The organism is Xanthomarina sp. (assembly GCF_035306705.1).
GTDB lineage: Bacteria > Bacteroidota > Bacteroidia > Flavobacteriales > Flavobacteriaceae > Xanthomarina.
Genome location: NZ_DATGNO010000051.1, coordinates 17,003 through 36,742 on the forward strand (window position 1 = coordinate 17,003; position 19,740 = coordinate 36,742).

19 protein-coding genes are annotated in these 19,740 nt (G+C 34.5%); 9 read left to right on the plus strand and 10 right to left on the minus strand.

The features are described from left to right. The first annotated feature begins 63 nt into the window (after positions 1–63). The 6 genes from speB to VKY47_RS04400 all read left to right on the plus strand — a co-directional run bounded on the left by speB (position 64) and on the right by VKY47_RS04400 (position 3,382). Entirely contained in the window at positions 64–1,005 is a 942-nt protein-coding gene (gene speB / locus VKY47_RS04375) for an agmatinase (protein ID WP_324310667.1), read from the plus strand. After that, positions 995–1,969 (plus strand): deoxyhypusine synthase family protein, encoded by a 975-nt coding sequence (locus tag VKY47_RS04380; RefSeq protein ID WP_324310668.1) that lies wholly within the window; start codon positions 995–997, stop codon positions 1,967–1,969. The genes speB and VKY47_RS04380 overlap by 11 nt, the downstream gene beginning before the upstream one ends. A gap of 10 nt (positions 1,970–1,979) precedes the next feature. After that, a complete protein-coding gene (locus VKY47_RS04385) occupies positions 1,980–2,339 on the plus strand; it encodes a hypothetical protein (RefSeq protein ID WP_324310670.1) in 360 nt (119 codons plus the stop codon). 11 nt (positions 2,340–2,350) lie between these two features. After that, positions 2,351–2,581 carry a hypothetical protein gene (locus tag VKY47_RS04390; RefSeq protein ID WP_324310671.1) on the plus strand — a complete coding sequence of 77 codons (231 nt, stop codon included), beginning with the start codon at positions 2,351–2,353 and terminating at the stop codon, positions 2,579–2,581. An 11-nt stretch (positions 2,582–2,592) separates the two neighbouring features. Then, the gene (locus VKY47_RS04395; protein WP_324310673.1) at positions 2,593–3,006 is read left to right on the plus strand and encodes a VOC family protein; all 414 of its coding nucleotides are present in this window, start codon (positions 2,593–2,595) and stop codon (positions 3,004–3,006) included. 163 nt (positions 3,007–3,169) lie between these two features. Then, entirely contained in the window at positions 3,170–3,382 is a 213-nt protein-coding gene (locus VKY47_RS04400; RefSeq protein ID WP_324310675.1) for a LapA family protein, read from the plus strand. Here the strand turns inward: VKY47_RS04400 and VKY47_RS04405 are convergent. Next, positions 3,379–4,200, minus strand: coding sequence for an alpha/beta hydrolase (locus VKY47_RS04405; protein WP_324310677.1), 822 nt, complete (start codon positions 4,198–4,200; stop codon positions 3,379–3,381). The two genes, VKY47_RS04400 and VKY47_RS04405, sit on opposite strands and share 4 nt — an antisense overlap. Next, positions 4,160–5,527: an MptA/MptB family glycosyltransferase gene (locus tag VKY47_RS04410; protein ID WP_324310698.1), complete on the minus strand. Its 1,368-nt coding sequence runs from the start codon at positions 5,525–5,527 to the stop codon at positions 4,160–4,162. The genes VKY47_RS04405 and VKY47_RS04410 overlap by 41 nt, the downstream gene beginning before the upstream one ends. Positions 5,528–5,615: 88 nt before the next feature. On the opposite strand from VKY47_RS04410, the gene VKY47_RS04415 reads away from it, so the two are divergent. Further along, on the plus strand, positions 5,616–6,845 hold the full coding sequence (locus VKY47_RS04415; protein ID WP_324310679.1) for a serine hydrolase domain-containing protein: 1,230 nt from the start codon (positions 5,616–5,618) through the stop codon (positions 6,843–6,845). A gap of 80 nt (positions 6,846–6,925) precedes the next feature. Continuing rightward, a complete protein-coding gene (locus VKY47_RS04420; protein WP_324310681.1) occupies positions 6,926–7,735 on the plus strand; it encodes an amidohydrolase family protein in 810 nt (269 codons plus the stop codon). On the opposite strand, the gene VKY47_RS04425 is transcribed toward VKY47_RS04420, so the two are convergent. From VKY47_RS04425 to VKY47_RS04440, 4 genes are read right to left on the minus strand one after another with little or no spacing between them, the layout of a single operon-like run. Then, positions 7,732–9,222: a glycosyltransferase gene (locus VKY47_RS04425; protein ID WP_324310699.1), complete on the minus strand. Its 1,491-nt coding sequence runs from the start codon at positions 9,220–9,222 to the stop codon at positions 7,732–7,734. The two genes, VKY47_RS04420 and VKY47_RS04425, sit on opposite strands and share 4 nt — an antisense overlap. Continuing rightward, on the minus strand, positions 9,222–9,911 hold the full coding sequence (locus tag VKY47_RS04430; protein WP_324310682.1) for a glycosyltransferase family 2 protein: 690 nt from the start codon (positions 9,909–9,911) through the stop codon (positions 9,222–9,224). The genes VKY47_RS04425 and VKY47_RS04430 overlap by 1 nt, the downstream gene beginning before the upstream one ends. Before the next feature lie 43 nt (positions 9,912–9,954). After that, positions 9,955–11,544, minus strand: a complete 1,590-nt coding sequence (locus VKY47_RS04435) for a 4Fe-4S binding protein (protein WP_324310684.1) — start codon at positions 11,542–11,544, stop codon at positions 9,955–9,957. Positions 11,545–11,546: 2 nt separating this feature from the next. Beyond that, entirely contained in the window at positions 11,547–12,845 is a 1,299-nt protein-coding gene (locus tag VKY47_RS04440; protein WP_324310686.1) for an NAD(P)/FAD-dependent oxidoreductase, read from the minus strand. A 145-nt stretch (positions 12,846–12,990) separates the two neighbouring features. On the opposite strand from VKY47_RS04440, the gene VKY47_RS04445 reads away from it, so the two are divergent. Further along, positions 12,991–13,947, plus strand: coding sequence for a glycoside hydrolase family 113 (locus VKY47_RS04445; protein WP_324310688.1), 957 nt, complete (start codon positions 12,991–12,993; stop codon positions 13,945–13,947). Between the two features lie 27 nt (positions 13,948–13,974). On the opposite strand, the gene VKY47_RS04450 is transcribed toward VKY47_RS04445, so the two are convergent. The 4 genes from VKY47_RS04450 to VKY47_RS04465 form a co-directional block, all read right to left on the minus strand. Then, on the minus strand, positions 13,975–17,427 hold the full coding sequence (locus VKY47_RS04450) for a pyruvate carboxylase (RefSeq protein ID WP_324310690.1): 3,453 nt from the start codon (positions 17,425–17,427) through the stop codon (positions 13,975–13,977). 112 nt (positions 17,428–17,539) lie between these two features. Beyond that, the gene (locus VKY47_RS04455; RefSeq protein WP_324310692.1) at positions 17,540–18,256 is read right to left on the minus strand and encodes a TIGR04283 family arsenosugar biosynthesis glycosyltransferase; all 717 of its coding nucleotides are present in this window, start codon (positions 18,254–18,256) and stop codon (positions 17,540–17,542) included. 70 nt (positions 18,257–18,326) lie between these two features. Next, on the minus strand, positions 18,327–19,040 hold the full coding sequence (locus VKY47_RS04460) for a DUF547 domain-containing protein (protein ID WP_324310694.1): 714 nt from the start codon (positions 19,038–19,040) through the stop codon (positions 18,327–18,329). After that, the coding region (locus tag VKY47_RS04465) for a sterol desaturase family protein (RefSeq protein ID WP_324310696.1) at positions 19,030–19,740 on the minus strand (711 nt) is incomplete at its 5' end. The genes VKY47_RS04465 and VKY47_RS04460, both read right to left, overlap by 11 nt.

Here is a 19,740-nt window from a genome sequence, read left to right on the forward strand (position 1 = left end):
AAATTTAGAAACTAAAACATCGCAGATTGCATTTTACATTTAAAAAAACAATAGATATTAAAAATGACTAATAAGACTTACGCTGGAATTCCAGAAGAATATTCAAAACTAGACAATGCAAAAATTGTTTTGATTCCTGTGCCTTACGATGGTACAAGCACGTGGCAAAAAGGAGCCGATAAAGGTCCAGAAGCTTTTTTAAATGCTTCAGAAAATATGGAGCTTTACGACATTGAAACTGGTACTGAAGTGTATCAGCAAGGGGTGTATTTGGCAGATGCTGTTACAGAAAACTCATCGCCAGAAGCCATGGTAGATGCTGTGCACCAAGCGACAAAGAAATACATAAAGAGAAATAAATTTGTCACAGCGTTTGGTGGAGAACATTCCATTTCCATTGGTACCATAAGAGCTTTTAACGAGTGTTTCGATAACCTAACGGTTTTGCAAATAGATGCGCATGCCGATTTACGCAAAGAATATGATGGTTCAAAATGTAACCATGCTTGTGCTGTTTACGAGGCTAGCCAAACCACCAATTTAATACAAGTTGGAATTCGCTCTATGGATGTTGTTGAAACAACAGTTATGGATAGGGAAAAAACGTATTTTGCACACGAAATGGCTGTAGATGATACTTGGATGGATTCTGCCATAGATCAGATGACAGAGAATGTGTTTATAACAATAGACTTAGATGCTTTCGATCCGTCTATCATGCCAAGCACTGGAACACCAGAGCCTGGTGGATTGCTATGGTATGAAACTCTAGATTTTTTAAAGCAAATTTTTGCAGAAAAAAACGTAGTAGGTTTCGATATTGTAGAGTTATGTCCAAATGAAACTGAGAAGTCTTCAGATTTCTTAGCGGCAAAACTCTATTACAAAATGCTTAGTTATAAATTTCAAAATGAGAGTGTGGACGATGAGTACGACAACTCTTTTGATAATTCATACGTAAATAAAAATAATAACACTAAATTCAATGAAGAAGATGAGTACTAAAGGAGCAATTTCAAATTTTATAGAAAAATATTATTTACACTTTAATGCAGCGGCCTTAGTGGATGCCGCAAAAGGGTATGAGGACCAATTGAATTCTGGTGCTAAAATGTTAGTGTCTCTTGCGGGAGCAATGAGTACAGCTCAAATAGGAAAGATTTTTGCCGAAATGATTCGCCAGGATAAAGTACAAATTATTTCATGTACAGGAGCAAATCTAGAAGAAGATATCATGAACTTGGTGGCACATTCACATTATAAACGCGTACCAAATTACAGAGATTTAACGCCTCAAGAAGAGCGTGAATTAATGGAAAAGGGTATGAACAGAGTTACAGATACTTGTATTCCAGAAGAAGAAGCTTTTAGACGTTTGCAACAGCATATAGTAAAAATATGGAAAGATGCCGAAGCCAAAGGTGAGCGTTATTTACCACATGAGTATATGTACAAAATGTTGCTTTCTGGCGTTTTGGAACAATATTATGAAATAGATATAAAGGATTCTTGGATGTATGCTGCAGCCGAGAAAAATTTACCAATTATTTGCCCAGGTTGGGAAGATAGTACTATGGGGAATATTTTTGCAAGCTATGTGCTTAAAGGAGAGTTGAAAGCAAGTACCATGAAATCTGGAATTGAATACATGACATTCTTGGCAGATTGGTACACAGAAAACTCTAAAAAAGGAGTTGGTTTCTTCCAAATTGGAGGAGGTATTTCTGGCGACTTTCCAATTTGTGTAGTACCTATGTTGTATCAAGATATGGAAAGAACAGATACACCTTTCTGGAGCTATTTCTGTCAAATTAGCGACTCTACTACAAGTTATGGATCGTATTCTGGAGCTGTTCCGAACGAGAAAATTACTTGGGGAAAATTAGATGTACACACTCCAAAATTTATAATTGAAAGCGACGCAACCATCGTTGCACCATTAATATTTGCGTATTTATTAGACATGTAACCTATTTAAAATGAAACGAGTAATAGTAGATTATCAAAAACTAAACGAAGATATCTTAGATCTTCTAGTTGAAAAATTCCCTGATGGTTATGATGATGAAGACATCATTTCTTTCAGAAATATTAAAAATGAAATTGTTGAAGCTGTTGAAGTTAGAACCGAAGACACCATTTACTTGGTTAAAGTTGGGGTAAGATTGATTCAAGCTATGGAAGATTACTCGGATGAGGAAGCTGAAGTAGAAGATGACGTTGTAGAAGAAGATGAGGCTGTTAAAGACTTAGACTTTGACGACGATGACGATGTTGATGATGTTGATGATGTCGAAGATATTGTTGACGAAGTTGATGAAGACGAGGACGAAGACTAAAACTTATTACCATGAGAGAAGCGGAGTTTTTATCTTATAAAGATGGTTACTATACCTTTTTATTTGAAAATGGGGAAGAACTCGTGTTCGATGAAGTGCATCCAAGAGTTCTAAAGCAATTCGATTTAAAAAATGATGAAAATTACGTCAATCAAGCTTTTAAAATAACTTTTGTTGAAGTTTTTCAAGATAATGACGAAGATTTTGTAATTTACAGAGTAGAAAGTTTAAAACCCATCTAATTTATAAACTTATGAACACGTCATTTCACATATCATTACCTTGTTTAAGTGTCAAAGAAACCAAAAACTTTTACATAGACAATATTGGCGCAACCTCTGGCAGACATACTCAAAATTGGGTAGATATAAATTTATTTGGACATCAATTAACTTTTATCAAAGCCGAAAAGTTTCATTTTAATAGTCCCAACTATGTGTTTGAAGGAAAAATTTTGCCTTCCTTCCATTTTGGGGTTATTATAGACGAAATAACATGGAACAACATCTATTCCAAACTTAAAAAGAGAGATTTGGATGTTGTTGATAAAACCACGTTTCTAATTGATAAAACTGGGGAACATCAGTCCTTTTTTATTAAAGATCCCAACGATTATATGTTGGAATTTAAATGCTTTATAGATTCAAAAAGCGTATTTAAAACTTAATTGATAGTCAATAAACACTATCCAGGTTAATTCTATAAAACAACAACTGCTTCAACAGTTGTTGTTTTGCTTTAGGAATATATTGTTTTATTAAGGAACTTGTTTCATAACCTATTGTAATTATAAGGAAGATTGATTATCTTAACTTAAATTACACATAACTATGAATTTTAAATCGATTTTAGCCATTTTACTAATTTTATTGATAGTTATTTTTACTATTCAAAACACCGAAATAGTAACCATAAACTTCCTGACATTTGAATTGACCATGTCCAAGGTTTTAGTAATTCTGGGTTGCTTTTTAATAGGTTTATTGTCGGGAGTTTTATTGTCCTACCAAAGACAGAGTAGAAAACGCAAAAATTTAGGCTAGAGAATTTCTTTCAGGTATTGGTAATATTGCCTGGTAATATGCAAACCGTTATGTGCTGCATCTTCAATGGCAAAAAGGCTAATATTATCAGGCTGTAAGACTTTAAGTTTTTTAGCATTGGACTCTGGATGAATTAGAAAATCGCGAGTACCATAAAAAATTTTTATCGGACAGGTTACTTGCTTTACAAATTGGTACGTTGGAATGTTGTATTTAATGACAAACCCTGGAATTGGTGGTGCAATTTCTTCAGTAATTAATGTTTTCCACGAATAATAAGGAGCATTTAAAATAAGCATTTTAGGATGGTTTTTGGCTGCTAAATAACTTGCCAATCCAGAACCCAAAGAAAATCCCAAGACTACAATCTCATTTTCGTTGTAACGTGTTTTCGTGAAGTCGTAAACCTTTTGCATGTCGCTAAACAGCTCTTCCGTATTGTTATAAACTCCATCACTTTTTCCATATCCTCTGTAATCCACAAACAATATATCGTAATTATTGTCCAAATATAAAGGTGCGCGTTTTCCCCAATCGTGTATAGCTCCTGCATTTCCATGTAAATATAAAATAACACCCTTCGGGTTTTCAGCTTTAAATAACAAGGCATTTAAATTTATGTTTTCTGCTACTGGAATATTTATTTCTTCAAAATCCTCCTGAAATTCAAATTGGTAGTCTTTGGCCAATAATTTCGGATTGAAAAAGAAACGTTCTTGTTTAAAATATACAAAAACCAAGGAAAGCGCATATAAGATAAAGAGAGTCGCTACAATTCTAGCTAAGCGTCTCAGTATTTTTGGGAGGTTTATTTTCAACAGATTTCTTTTTTGAAATTTCGTACAAAAATACACTATAAACTATAATGTATTCCAAACCTATTATCCATAAATTTTCAGAATTAGTGGTGTTGCTATAAGCCAAATAACTAAGGATGATTACTAAACTCCAAGCTAAGGGAAATTTATACGTGGTAAAAATACTTAAAAACAACAAGGTTGCAAGATACCAAGGATGTACGGTTGTAGCTGTAAAATAGTAGAAAGATAAAGCGAAAAGCATGGCTATTATTAGTTGTTGCATCGGATGGTTTTTTCTAAAAAGACTAAGTGTCAATACAAAAACAAGAACCAAGCCTGCAGAAAATAAACCAATAATAGCTATCTGATTATAACCTGTAATTATATATCCAATTTCTCTAGCTATATAATATAAACTGGCATTGAACTCAAAATTATGAAACCATAAACCAATAGTTCCAGCGTAATTAACAACAAATTGCTGTGAGTAAAACGGCATAAAAAGTAAAAGGGTAACAATGCTAACAATAGCATAAAATGCCAAACTTTTTTTCCAACCTAACTTAGTAAACAGCAATGGCAAAAATATAAGCGGAATAAGCTTAATGGAAACAGAACATGCAAAAACAACTGCTGCCAATTTCCATTTATCCATTTGCAATAAGTATAAACTCCACACTACGAAGAAAATCATAACACCTTCAAAGTGTAGATTTCCAGTAAGTTCAATAATAATAAACGGATTTAACAAATACCAAAAAATATTATAAATAGGAAGTTTTAGTTGTTCTAATAATTTTTTTCCAAAGTAGAGTGTGCCAAAATCTGCAGCAATAATTAGCAGCCTAAGTCCGATAACGGAACTTAAAATGCTTTGTCCAGAAAATAGATTGACAAGTGCAAAGCAGAGCTGATTTAAAGGTGGGTAATTTGAAAAATGTCCAGCACTCAAACTGCCCATACCTTTATAAAGATCTTGGGCATGAGTTATAGGGAATTCGGCTTTTAAAATAAAGGAATCTGGTGTAAAGAGGTACGGGTTAATACCTTCTAAAATGAGGCGTCCATCCCAAATAAACCGATAAAAATCTTGTGAGAGATTGGGAATGGCCAAAATAAAAACAGCTCGAAAAGCAAAAGCTAAAACAGTTAAAAATTTAAAATTGCTTTTGTTTGTTTGAACTAATTTATAGAACAAAAAAAACATGGCTACATACAAAGTAATGAGCTTGATGGAATCCGTTCTTTGCAAATCGTAAGCAAAACTAAGATAGAATAGCATGCTGAATACTGCAAATGCAATAGGAATCTTGTGTAGTTTTAAAAAAGTGGTATTTAAAAACATCATTCAAAGATAAATAAATTAGCTAATTCGTTGAGTAAAATACTTTTTAGATGTTATCTTACCCACTGTTTTTTAATAACAGATTCTCATGAAAACTTGGAAAAAAATAGGTTTAGTTCTATTAGTTATACTCATTATTTTTGGTGTTTGGTTTTATCCTAAATACAAAATGCTCAACTTAACAATGCATCTTTTTGATGAAGATCAAATTGTACATAATTTTAGATCTTTTGATGCTGTTTGGCCAGTGTCTACTTTAGAAGCACCTTCAACCAAACATCCATTTCCTAAAGGAAAATCGATGGAATTACCTACAAACTTTAAATATAATGGTAAAGACGTCGATACTCAGGAATTTCTGGAAGATTCGTGGACCACTGGCTTTTTGATAATTCAAAACGATAGCCTAGTTTACGAAAACTATTATTTAGGAAATACCGAGTCTACAAGAAATATATCTTGGTCGATGGCAAAATCTGTTATTTCGGCTTTAATGGGAATTGCTGTAGAAGAGGGCGATATAAAAAGTATTGAAGAACCTGTAGAACTGTATGCGCCAGAATTAAAAGGATCTTCTTACGAAGGCGTTCGGATTAAGGATGTTCTGCAAATGTCTACAGGCGTTAAGTTTAATGAGGATTATGGCGATTTTTTTAGCGATATTAACCGTTGGGGAAGAGGTTTCGCTATGGGGAACTCGCAAGATGCGTTCGCGGCTACTTTAGATCGTGAACTAGAACCAGGAACTATAAATCATTATGTAAGTATTAATACGCATGTATTAGGAATGGTCCTTAAACGTGCTACTGGAAAAACCATTACAGAATATATGCAAGAAAAATTATACAATCCATTAGGGATGGAATTCGATGGTTATTGGTTATTAGATGGTGATAAGATGGAAATGGTATTGGGAGGTTTAAATTTAACGTTAAGAGATTACGCCAAAGTAGGCTCCTTGTTTTTAAATGAAGGCATGTTTAACGGAGAACAAATCATATCTAAAAACTGGGTTGAAGCTTCTACAATTCCAGATGGCCCACATGTGCAACCAGGTGAAAGTTTTGGTTATGGCTATCAGTGGTGGATTCCAAAAGGTGAACAAGGCGAATATATGGCCATGGGAATTTACGGACAGTATATTTATATCAATCCTACTACCAACACAGTGATTGTTAAATTGTCTGCCAATCCAAAATATAACGACGATGATTATTTGCCAAGTAATGATGGGCCGCATGTGGAACTTTATAGAGCCATTGCTTTATCCTATTTGCCGGTTGAGAAACCAGTGGATTTAGACAGTACAATTGAATAAAAATAAATTTACAGACCTTATTGGACTGTTGGCTAATTGAAACAAAAGCACGATTTTAAAATTTTAAACTAAAAAAAGATATGATTATTGATGTTCATACGCATATAAACAATTATCACGAAGATCGAGTTGTTTCACTTGACGATTGTTTAAATCTACTCACCGACACAATGTTAGAAAACAAGGTTGATTATTCTTTGGTCTTATCTTCATATAAGGTTAACGAGCATAGACCGAGTACAAGACAAGTGGTTGAGGCGATTAAGGACCGAAATAATTTAGGTGTTGTTTCTGGAATTAGTTATCTTAATTATAATCATCGAGATATAAGAGAAATTGGTGAATATCTTGAAAATGGATTGATAAAAGCATTGAAATTTTATCCAGGCTATGAACCATTTTACCCAAACGATACTAGATTAAAAGTATGGTACGAAATGGCTATTGAGTATGATGTTCCGGTGATGTTTCATTCGGGAGACACCTATGCGCCAACTGGAAAGGTGAAATATTCGCACCCGCTACATATCGACGATTTAGCTGTAGATTTTCCGGATTTAAAAATAGTGATTTGTCATGTTGGCAACCCTTGGATTAGAGATTGTATGGAAGTAGTCTATAAAAATCAAAATGTATATGCAGATATTTCCGGGTTGGTTTTAGGCGATTTTTCTGAAAAGTTTGAACGCTATATGAAAAAGGAAATTGAAGAGATGATTACGTATGCAGGAGATCCAAATTATTTGTTATATGGTACGGATTGGCCTATTTCAAATATGAAATCTTATTTAAATTTTATGAATCAATTAGAGCTTGAAGAGGATAAAAAAGAATTGATTTTTTGGAAAAATGCAGCTCAACTTTTTAAAATTGATGTTACAAAACTTTAAACTCGAGAAGTAATTGATTTAAGGAATACAAACCCAAACCCAAGAAACAACATAAGGTGAAATGGAAACAGTCCAAAATCGCCTCCTTGATCTCCAACTACAAAGGCCAAATACATTCCAAAGGCAAAATAAAGAGTTAACAAGCCTTCAAAATACACATAAAAAGGAATGTTTTTATTCAGATATTTATTGCTTTTCCAATTATCGGATAATGCATGGATATTGAATTTTGGCGTTCTAATAAAATCGCTTCTTTTTCCTAAATGGCCTTCTAGTACAGCAATAGAATTATGTAATGAAAAGCCCATGACTATAGAGAAAAAGGTAAAAAACATAACAATATATCTCACGAAATTTTTAAATCCACTTCCATATATTTTCTTGTACATAAACCAGTAGCATACAAAGAAAATCAACGAACTAATAACAAAAAAACTCATTATGTAGAAGTAAGGTTTCAACTGTACATATTCGTTTTTAATGTATAGCATTGGAATACTTAAAACAGCTACAACCAACACATTTAAAAACATGGTTGAGTTTAATAAATGTAACAGGCCATGAATTTTTGTTTTGGTCGAAATGTGTTTATTCGAAATCACTCTTCCAGCCATTTTTCTAAAATTCTCTGCGCCACCTTTGTTCCATCTAAATTGTTGCGAACGTGCTGCGCTGATAGCCATTGGAAGTTCAGCTGGAGTTTCAATGCCTTCCAAGTATTTAAATTTCCAGTTTTTTAATTGTGCTCTATAACTTAAATCTAAATCTTCGGTAAGCGTGTCTCCTTCCCAATTCCCAGCATCTAGAATACAGGTTTTTCGCCATACGCCAGCTGTGCCATTAAAATTAATAAAATGTCCTTTACTGTTTCTTCCAACTTGTTCCAAAGTGAAATGTGCATCCAAAGCAAACGCTTGAATTTTTGTCAGGATTGAATAATCCCTATTTAAGTGACTCCATCGTGTTTGGACTACCCCAAGCTGTTCATTTTTAAAGTATGGAATGGTTTGTTTTAACCAGTTTGGCTTCGGAAGGAAATCGGCATCAAAAATGGCTATGAATTCTCCCTTTGCAATTTTTAACCCTTCTTTAAGAGCACCAGCTTTAAAACCTGTCCTATCGGTTCTACAAATATGAACAATGTCCAAACCTGTTTTTTTTAGTATTTCAATATGTTTTTTTGTCGATTTTAAAGTATCATCTGTAGAATCGTCCAATACCTGAATCTCCAATTTGTCTTTTGGATAATCCATTTTAACTATGTTTTCCAATAAACGTTCCATCACGTACATTTCATTATATACAGGAAGTTGGATGGTAACCAAAGGGATTTCATCTAGATTTGAGAAATCGAATTTAGGCGATTTAGCTTGATTTTTTTGAGCACCGAGGTAATTTGAAAGTAAGTTGAGTTGCGCTAAGGCATATAAAAAAATAAGCAGCAAAGCGATGGAATAGATTACAATAATAATACTGACCAAATACATCATTTAAAACTGTATTTAAAAATCCACCCCAATATTTTAACACCTGCCATAACAGCTCCTTTTACGGTTCCAGAAACTTTAGAAACTCCAATTCTATTTCGGTAAGGTACGGGAATTTCAACATAGGTCATTTTTTGTTTTAGTACTTTAAGTTGCATTTCTACGGTCCAACCATAAGTTTTATCCTCCATGTTAAGAGCCAATAGTTTTTCGTATTTAATGGCTCTAAAAGGCCCTAAATCTGTAAAAGTTGACTTAAAAAGGAATTTCATTAAAGTAGTGGCCAACCAATTTCCGAAAATTTGAGGTTTGGTCATGGAACCATTTTCTCTAAGTTGTTTCACGCGAGCTCCAAGTACAAAATCGATGTTATCTTCTAAAATAGGTTGAATGATTTTTGTTAATTCTTCGGGATAATCGCTATAATCGCCATCCAGAAATACAATAATATCTGGTTTTATTTCCTGTTTGGAAATATAGTCCATGCCTTTTAAACAAGCATATCCGTAACCTTTATTTGTTTCGGTTAATACAGTTGCTCCAGCTTGTTTCGCATTATTTTCTGTGTTGTCTGTGGAATTATTATTGACAACAATAATTTCATCAACAATTTCGGGAATGTCCTTTATAACCTTGGTAATGGAATCGGCTTCGTTAAAAGCAGGAATAATAACTTTTATATGGCTCATTTAGTGTTTTAGAAGGCTGTGCAAAAGTATGAATAGTTTCACGTTATTTTTGATTAACTAGGTCCATTAAATCGATATCGTTTCCTAATAAAATATCAGTAGGATTGATACGACCTTTCATAGAATCATTTTCTAGTTTTAGAACACCACGAGGGCAAACAGCCGAACATATGCCACAGCCTACGCAGCTTGACCGCACAATGTTTTCTCCTTTTTGAGCATAGGCTCTTACATCAATTCCCATTTCGCAATAGGTAGAGCAATTTCCACAAGAAATGCATTGTCCACCGTTGGTTGTAATTCTGAATTTTGAAAATATACGTTGCTGAAAACCTAAAATAGCAGCCATTGGACAACCAAATCTACACCAAACTCTGTTTCCAAAAATTGGATAAAATCCTGTTCCAATAACTCCAGAAAAGATGGATCCAATATAAAATCCATAAGCAGATCTTAGGTCGCCACTATTGATAAAAAAAGCTTCGGTGGTTGTTCCGGTAAAATAAAGAATAAGCAGTAGTGCTATTGTAATTGCATATCCAATAGCTCCATATTTAGCATCCTTGCCCAAAGATTTTCTTTTAAAAATCATCACCAATAAAAACACTATACTTAAGAATGCCACAGCTAAACTAATAAAAACACCTTTGGTTAGCCAGAAATTATTATGGTCGTAACCTAAATACGTGTAAATCATGGCAATGGTCATGACTACCGAAAAAACCAAGACACTATGCACAAGCCAGCGTTCCAGTTTCCATGCTTTTAAGCTCTTATCGCTTAAATGTCTAAAAGAATCTCCAGCAGTTTCGGCTAAGCCACCACAACCGCAAACCCAAGAACAATACCAGCGCTTTCCATATTTATAAGTTAAAATAGGTGTGATTATAAAAATCGATGCAATGGCGAAAATGATTAAGGCGACACCTAGATTTCCGTTAGAAAGAAAGCTTTTAATTGACCACTCGTCGAACAAATAATAATTTAATGGCCAAATGTTTTTAAGGTCGTAATAAGGTAAACCTGAATTCATGCGATACATAAATTCAGGGATTAAAAATGCAAATGCCAATTGAAAGAACATGACGGATCCAGTTCTTATTTGTTCGTAACGATTGTGACGATATTTCAATAGAAATTTGTAGCCAAAGGCTAATATGGCTAAGGTATAAAGTGTTCCGTAAACAAACCACTGGCTAGCAGGCCTGCCACTTAATAATTGACTTAATGGATCGAATAAGGAAATTAAACCTGTGTTTGCTGCCCCATCTGCTGACAAGCCAAGAAATTGAGGGTAAAAATATAATACAATGTAAAAGGAGGTTAAAAATATTCCGGTAATCCAGCCTAAAATACCCCTTGATGTTAAAGATTTAAACCAAACGCCATCATTTTTTATGCCTTCTAATTTTTTATTATATGCATCATTTGAAAATACAATAGTTCCAATAGAAATTAGACCTAAGGCTAAAGTTAGGAACAGTCCTTTATTTGGAAAACTGGTATTAAAGATGGCTAAGACTAAAATAAATAGTCCGATTACTCCCATTCCAACTGCTGTTTTTTGCTGTGTAGATAAATCTTGTGCATCTGGTTTTGCTAAAGATAAACTTTGATTTAATTTAAGGCTCATAACTATATGTTTTGGAGTTGGTTATTGTAAGTTGCTTGAATGTTTTTTTCAAAACGTCTATAAAACTCAGGGTCGAAATTGGCTTCCTTTAAATGATTAATCACGTAATCGATAGCACGTTTTTCTGTAAGCCATATATCACAAACTTCGTGTCGCATTCTAATGCCAAAGGTGTTAATCCCTATAAATTCGTTTGTAAGCTTGTTATATTCAATAGTTATACACTTAGTGTCGTCCTGATGTTTCCAATGAAAATGCGCATGATTTTCTTTAGGTTCAGGAAACACCCAGCCATAGGTTTGATATTCGATATCTAAAAATTTGGCAGAATTAAACCAATGGCCTGGTTTGTATTCTATTTTATTACCACAAATGGTTTGTGCTAGCGTTTCCCCCATCATACGTCCGGTATACCAAACCGCTTCAATGGATTTTCGGTTTCCAATAGCCTCACGTTGTTCTGCACAATCTCCAATAGCATAAACGTCTGGAATGTTAGTTTCTAAATAGCGATTGACCAGAACCCCTTGACTTGTTTCTATGTCTGAATGTTTAATGAAATCTATACTAGGGGAAACGCCTGCTGAAAGCCCTACGAAATCACAAGGAATCTCTTCTCCTGTTTCTTTAATTACTACGGATTTTACTTTTCCGTTTTCATCTGAAATAATTTCTTTTAAGTTTGAAGATAATCGCAGGTCAATATGATGATTTTTAATATGCCTATTGATCATTTCACTTTCACCTGGAGGTAGCACGCCGTTCCAGAAACTAGATTCACGAACTAAAAAAGTTACGGGTATGTTTCGTGAATTTAACATCTCGGCCAATTCAATTCCTATAAGTCCGCCACCAACTATTACCGCATGTTTGCAAGTTTTGTTATTGGGAGCATGTGTTTCTAGACTATCTAAATCTTGTTTGCTATACAAGCCTTGAACACCTTTTAAGTCTTGGCCTTTCCATCCAAATTTATTGGGTTTGCTACCTGTAGCGATAATAAGTTTGTCGTATGTTATAAAAACACCTTCTTTAAAGTGAAGTGTTTTAGATTTTGTGTCAATGGTTTCAACAAATTCTTGCTTCAGTTCAATTCTGTTTTTTTTCCAGAACCAATCTTCATAAGGCTTTATGTGTTCATATTTCATATGTCCCATATACACATACATTAGTGCTGTGCGTGAAAAAAAATGTTCCGTTTCAGCAGAAATAATTGTTATTCTTTTATCGGAAAGTTTTCTAATATGTCTGGCAGCAGTAACTCCTGAAATTCCGTTGCCAATAATAACAATATGTTCCATGTTTGTGTTTTAGGTAAATAATTTGTCGGAAGTTCTATGAAACCTTAATAGAAAACATCACAATTTGCTTAAATTTAGAGATAAATTAACACTTATGCGGTTCATTTTCAAGTTTTGTCTGCTATTTTTTATGTGTTCGTGCTCCATGATGTCACATAAAAAGGAAAAAATTAAAGGCGTAAGCTTTGTGGCCTCTAGAGACTCTATAGCATTAGAGCATATTAAGCCAATTATTAATTTAAATGCTAATTATGCATCTATCATGCCGTTTGGATTTATTAAGGATTTACAACATCCGGAAATTGTTTTTAATATGGATAGCCAGTGGTTTGGTGAAACTAAAGCAGGCACCAGACAATATAATGAAGCCTTAAAATCTGAAGGTGTGAAAATAATGATGAAGCCTCAAGTTTGGGTTTGGAAAGGGGAGTTTACTGGTTTTATTGAAATGGAATCTGAAGAAAACTGGAGTCTATTGGAAGCTTCTTATTCTAAGTTTATTTTAGAATTTGCACAAGTTGCTCAAGAAACTCAAGTTGAAATTTTTTGTATTGGCACAGAGTTGGAGCGGTTTGTAATAGTTAGACCAGAATATTGGAAAGGCTTAATTAATGAGATAAAAGAAATTTACAAAGGTCAATTAACCTATGCTGCCAATTGGAATGAGTTTAACAGCATCCCGTTTTGGGATGATCTAGATTTTATTGGGGTAGACGCGTATTTCCCATTGAGTGCTTCCAAAACACCAAGCTTGGCTGAATGCAAAGCTAGTTGGCAACAGCATAAAAAGCTATTAAAAGACACATCAGAAAAACATGGTAGACCAATCGTGTTTACTGAATTTGGTTATAGAAGTGTAGACTATGCAGCAAAAGAGCCTTGGAGATCCGATCAAGATATGACCGAAGTTAATATAGAAGCTCAAAATAATGCCATGCAATCACTTTTCGAAGAAGTTTGGAACGAAGAATGGTTTGCAGGGGGTTTTGTATGGAAATGGTTTCATGAGCACAAACATGCTGGTGGCGTAAATAATTCGCAATTTACACCTCAAAATAAACCAGTGGAATCTTTTATTAAAGCACAATATGCGCTTCAATAAAAGATCCTTGGTTGTTTTTTTATCAGGCTAATCTAAAATAACCACTAAATCCTCCGAATGCACCATAACACCTGCTTTAAGCACTAGTTTTTCAACTGTGGCAGTTTCATTTGCTGTAATGGTAGTTTCCATTTTCATGGCTTCAATAATGAATAAGGGTTGGTTTTTAGTTACTTGTTCTCCTTCTTTCACCAAAATATTGGAAAGCATCCCTTGTAAGGGTGCGCCAATTTCTTTAGGATTTGACTTATCGGCTTTAGCATGCTCCACTTTGTCAATTTTAATGGATTCATCTTTTATTTGAACCGATCTACCTTGACCATTCACTTTAAAATAAACCGTTACCATGCCATCAACATTAGCTTCTCCAACAGATTCCAAATTAATAAGAAGTGTTTTTCCTTTGTCCAATTCAACAATAATCTCTTCGCCTATTTCCATTCCATAGAAGAAATTTTTGGTTGGCAAATTCATTAAATTATCATATTTAAGATGCTTGTTGTAAGAATCTGTAAATACTTTTGGGTAGAGTTTATAAGATAGGAAATCGGTGATATTGATAGGTCTGCTTAAATCCTGTTCAAATTTATTTCTAAATTCCTTGTATTCAGCATCGATATCTAAAGGAGCCATATGGGCATTTGGTCTTTCGGTATAAGGTTCTTCGCCTTTTAAAATCAGTTTTTGAAGGTCTTTAGGAAAGCCTCCAACCGGTTGGCCTAAATCGCCTTTAAAGAAACTTACAACCGACTGTGGGAATGATATGGTATCACCTCGTTCCAAAACATCTTGAACCGTTAAATTATTGCTCACTAAATACTGGGCCATATCGCCAACCACTTTCGAGCTTGGTGTTACTTTTATAATATCGCCAAAAAGCATGTTCACATCCGCATACATAGCAGTAATTTCATGAAACCTATCTTCCAACCCTAAAGCTTGCGCTTGAGGCTTTAGATTGGAGTACTGTCCACCCGGGATTTCATGTTTAAAAACTTCGCCAGAACCTGCTTTTAATCCAGATTCGAACGGATAATAATGATCTCTAACCGTTTCCCAATAATTAGAATAGTTGTTTAGGGAATCGATATCTAATGGGTTTTCGCGTTCTTGGAATTTCATCATTTCTACCACCGAATTAAAATTAGGTTGTGATGTTAATCCCGATAAGCCACCCAAAGCAACATCTACAACATCTACACCTGCTTCAATAGCTTTTATATAAGTAGCCGATTGGATGGATGAGGTATCGTGAGTATGTAAATGAATAGGAATGTTGATTTCTTGTTTTAATGCAGAAATCAATTCGAAAGCGGCATAAGGTTTTAGTAAGCCGGCCATGTCTTTAATAGCCAGAATATGCGCACCTGCATTTTCGATGTCTTTTGCTAACGTTGTGTAATATTTAAGGTTGTACTTCGTGTTTTTAGGATTTAAAATATCTCCAGTATAGCAGATCGATCCTTCAGCCAAACCATCGGTTCTGTTTCGTACATATTCAATGCAAGGCGCAATGGATTTCATCCAGTTTAAGGAATCAAAAATTCTAAAGATGTCTACGCCATTTTCCCAAGATTGTTCTACAAATTTTTCAATTAAATTATCTGGATAAGCCGTATATCCAACGCCATTCGATCCTCTAAGCAACATTTGTAGTAATAGATTTGGCATGGCTTTACGTAATAGTTGCAAGCGTTCCCATGGGTTTTCCTGTAAAAAACGCAGGCAAACGTCAAAGGTGGCACCTCCCCAAACTTCCATACTAAAAACACCTGGATTGTTTTTTGCAAAACCTTCGGCCACTTTCAGCATATCGAACGTACGCATTCTGGTAGCTAACAAACTTTGATGCGCATCGCGCATGGTGGTATCTGTAAAGTGTATTTTCTTTTCAGCTTTTAACCATTCCGAAAATTTATCTGGACCTAATTCGGTAAGTAAATCTTTAGTCCCTTTTGGATAAGCTCCATTGGCCTCAAATTTAGGGACTATAGGTTTAACAAAGGTTTTTGTAGGATCTATTTTTTTAACATCTGGATTGCCATTAACAATTACATCTCCCAAATAAGTGACTAGTTTTGTTGCTCTGTTTCTAGGCGCCTTAAAAATAAATAAATCAGGAGTTTGTTTGATAAAGTTAACTGTTATTTCCCCTTTTCTAAAGGTTTCATGTTTTAAGATATTATCAAGAAACGACATGTTTGTTTTAACTCCTCTAATTCTAAACTCTGCTAAGGCACGGCGTATTTTTCTACAAGCTCCATCTAGAGTTCTACTGTTTGCCGTAACTTTTACCAGCATAGAATCGAAAAAAGGAGACACAACGGCACCTTGATAAACAGATCCAGCATCTAAACGAATTCCAAAACCAGCGGCACTTCTATAGGTGGTAATTTCACCATAATCTGGTTTAAAATCGTTTTGTGGGTCTTCTGTTGTAATTCGGCATTGTAAGGCGTATCCTGTTATTTTTATGGCCTCTTGATTTGGAATTTTTATTTGTTGGTCGGCCAATTTGTAGCCTCCAGCAATAAACAATTGGGTTTTTACCAAATCGATATTGGTAACCACTTCTGTTACGGTATGTTCTACCTGAATTCTTGGGTTTACTTCAATAAAATAAATAGAATCATCGTCGTCCACTAAAAACTCTACGGTTCCGATGTTGTTGTAATCTACGGCTTTACAAATTTTAATAGCATATTTATATAGGTCATCTTTGATTTCTTGTTTTAAATCGAAAGAAGGTGCGAATTCAATAACTTTTTGGTAACGACGTTGTACCGAACAATCCCGTTCAAATAAATGTACCGTATTTCCGTAATTATCGGCAACAATTTGAATTTCTATATGTTTTGGGTTTTCAACAAATTTTTCCAGAAAAACCGTGTCGTCTCCAAAGGCGTTTAAGGCTTCACGCTTACTTTCGTTAAAAGCACCTTTTAGTTCTTCGGCTTCTCTAATAACTCGCATTCCACGTCCACCACCACCAGAAGCAGCTTTTAACATGACTGGATAGCCAATAATTTCGGCTTCACTTAAAGCAGTTTCAATGTCTACTAATGGTTTTTCGTTACTACGTATAATTGGAATGTTGTTAGCAACGGCTACTTCTTTAGCGGTAATTTTATCTCCTAAAGCTTTTAAAACTGAAACTTTTGGGCCAATAAAAATAATGCCGTTCTCTTCACACTTTTTTGCGAAGTTTGCGTTTTCAGATAAAAACCCATAACCAGGATGAATTGCATCAGCACCACATTCAAGAGCTACTTTTACTATTTCATTGATATTTAAATAGGGTTTTAACGGATCGTTGTCTTCACCTATTTGATAAGATTCGTCTGCTTTATATCTATGTAGGGAATATCTGTCCTCATAGGTGTACACACCAACGGTTTTGACATTAATTTCTGTACAGGCTCTAAAAATCCTGATAGCAATTTCTCCTCTGTTTGCAACTAATACTTTTTTAATTTTCATTTGTGGTTGTGTGTTTTGGAAATCCGTTTATGTATGATTGCTTCAAAAGTAAGAAACCAAATTAATATATCAATTTATTTTGAATTAGAAAGTTACGGCTTATTAACAAGTTTTAAGCAATGTGTTTCAGGTAATAATTATGAAGTTCTGTTGCCGAGGCTCCAAACCATTTTTTTACATAAATCGTCCAAAAATGATATTGAAGTTTCCATATGCCATGTGTTTGATAGCGTCTTGCTGAGGTTGTTAACCATGCTTGAATAACTACAAATTGTTTTCTAGCATAGAGTTTATTTATCAGGTCGTTGTCTTCATAAATAATGAATTCTTCGTTAAATCCACCTATTTCGTTAAAAAGTTTTTTATAAATAAACTGACTTTGATCGCCACCTCTACAAGCTCTCCATGAAAATTGAGTGAGCCAACTTGCTAGTTGCAACCACCAATGGTTGCTGTTAAACCTCATTTTAAAACACCCGGCTAATTGTTCTTTTTGAATTTCGTCTATAATCAATTGGTCGAAGTTTTTAGGAGGAAAGGAATCGGCGTGAAGAAAATATAGAACGCTTCCTGATGCAGCTGCTGCTCCCAAATTCATTTGTTTGGCTCGGCCTTTTAGGGAAGATAAGAGTTGGATGTTGGGTTTAGATATTCCCGAGTTAATAAAAAGCCCAACAATATCCTGCGAACCATCTATGCTACCACCATCTACCACTATAATTTCTGCAATGTTTTCAGGTTTGGAATGTCCAGTAAGATGTTGAAGCAGGTTTGTAATATTTTCTGCTTCGTTTAGTATGGGGATTATTATGGATATTCTCTGGGTCATTATATTTTAAAAAAGCCTGTAGGGTTTTTTGATTCCGGAAATTCCCGACTTACAGGTCTTAAATCTAAATTTATTCATTTAAATCCCAACTATAATTGGTGTAGCTCCTTTTTGCTTTTGGCGAGATTTCAACAGCAGTATATTGATTTAAAAAATCGATGAGACTTCCGTTTTGTGTGAAATCGGTTGTGAACCATTTAAATATTTTGGATATTTTTATTTGGTCTTGAGTGATGTTGTTCCTGGATTCATCTGAAAGAAATTCTTCTGTAGCAACTGTTAATTGTAGGTCTAATTTTGAAGGAAGATAGGCTTCATTCAATAGTTTTGGGCAGGATTTTGAAGCGCAAACTATGGCGAAATGAATTCTAGGTTCGTTCATTTTTCTAAGAATGTCGTGTTCTATTTCATTTAAAGACATCGGCTGTTTTCCTATGGGAATAAATTTTTGATCCCAAGGGTTTTTAAGGTCTTTTATGCTTTTAATGGGGTAATTATCAACAATCAGTTTTATAGCAAACGCATTGTATGCATTGATCCAATAGGCAAGTGTTTCATCTTTAGACCAAGAATCATCTGGGTGGATTTTAGAAAAGATTTCTAAACTAGCTTGTAATTCCTTTTGGTTTGCTTTGATGGTTTGGTAGTTTACTTCGCCAAAATCATTAACATGCTTTTCAAGAAAGTTGTTCCAAGGACTATAATTAACGGATTGTGCTTTGGTATTAAAAATGAAAGCCGAAAACAAAAATAATAGCAGGAACCAGTGTTTTTTACTCTTCATGTTTCTCTTTAAATTTAAGGGGATAGATTTCCTGACTGATAAAATCTTTAGGAAATGCTTCGTCTCCAGAAAAGCCGATTTCAATATCCCTACCGCTTTCAGGAATGTAATTGGTTTTAAACAAATAATCCCAAATGCTCAAGGTTAATCCGTAATTCACACCGTACCTAGCATGTTTTGGAAGCTCTTTGGCATGATGCCAAATGTGCATTTTAGGATTGTTGAAAATGTATTTTAGCTTGCCGTAATCCCAGCCTAAATTGGCGTGGTTTAAATGTCCAATCGTGATGTTGAAAAAGTGAACAAATGCCACGTCCTGTGCTTCAAATCCTCCAATAATGGCTAAGGGAATGTATAAAATAGATTTGTAAACCACAGGTTCCATCCAATGGTAGCGCAAGTGAGCAGCAAAACCCATTTCTTTAACAGAGTGATGCACTTTGTGGAAATTCCAAAGTAAAGGCACGCGATGTAACAACCTGTGAGTATTCCATTGAACAAAATCGGCTACGATAAAAAAGATAAACAAACCTAGGGGTTTTGGAAGGGCATTGATTTCAAACAATTGAAAGTTGTAAAGCGACAACCCTGCAAGTTCAAGAATATCATTAAAAAATTCGGCAACTGTATTGGATAAAGCAATAAAAACAATGAGGTTCAATAAAAAGAAATTGAAAAACATATAAAAGGTATCCAACCA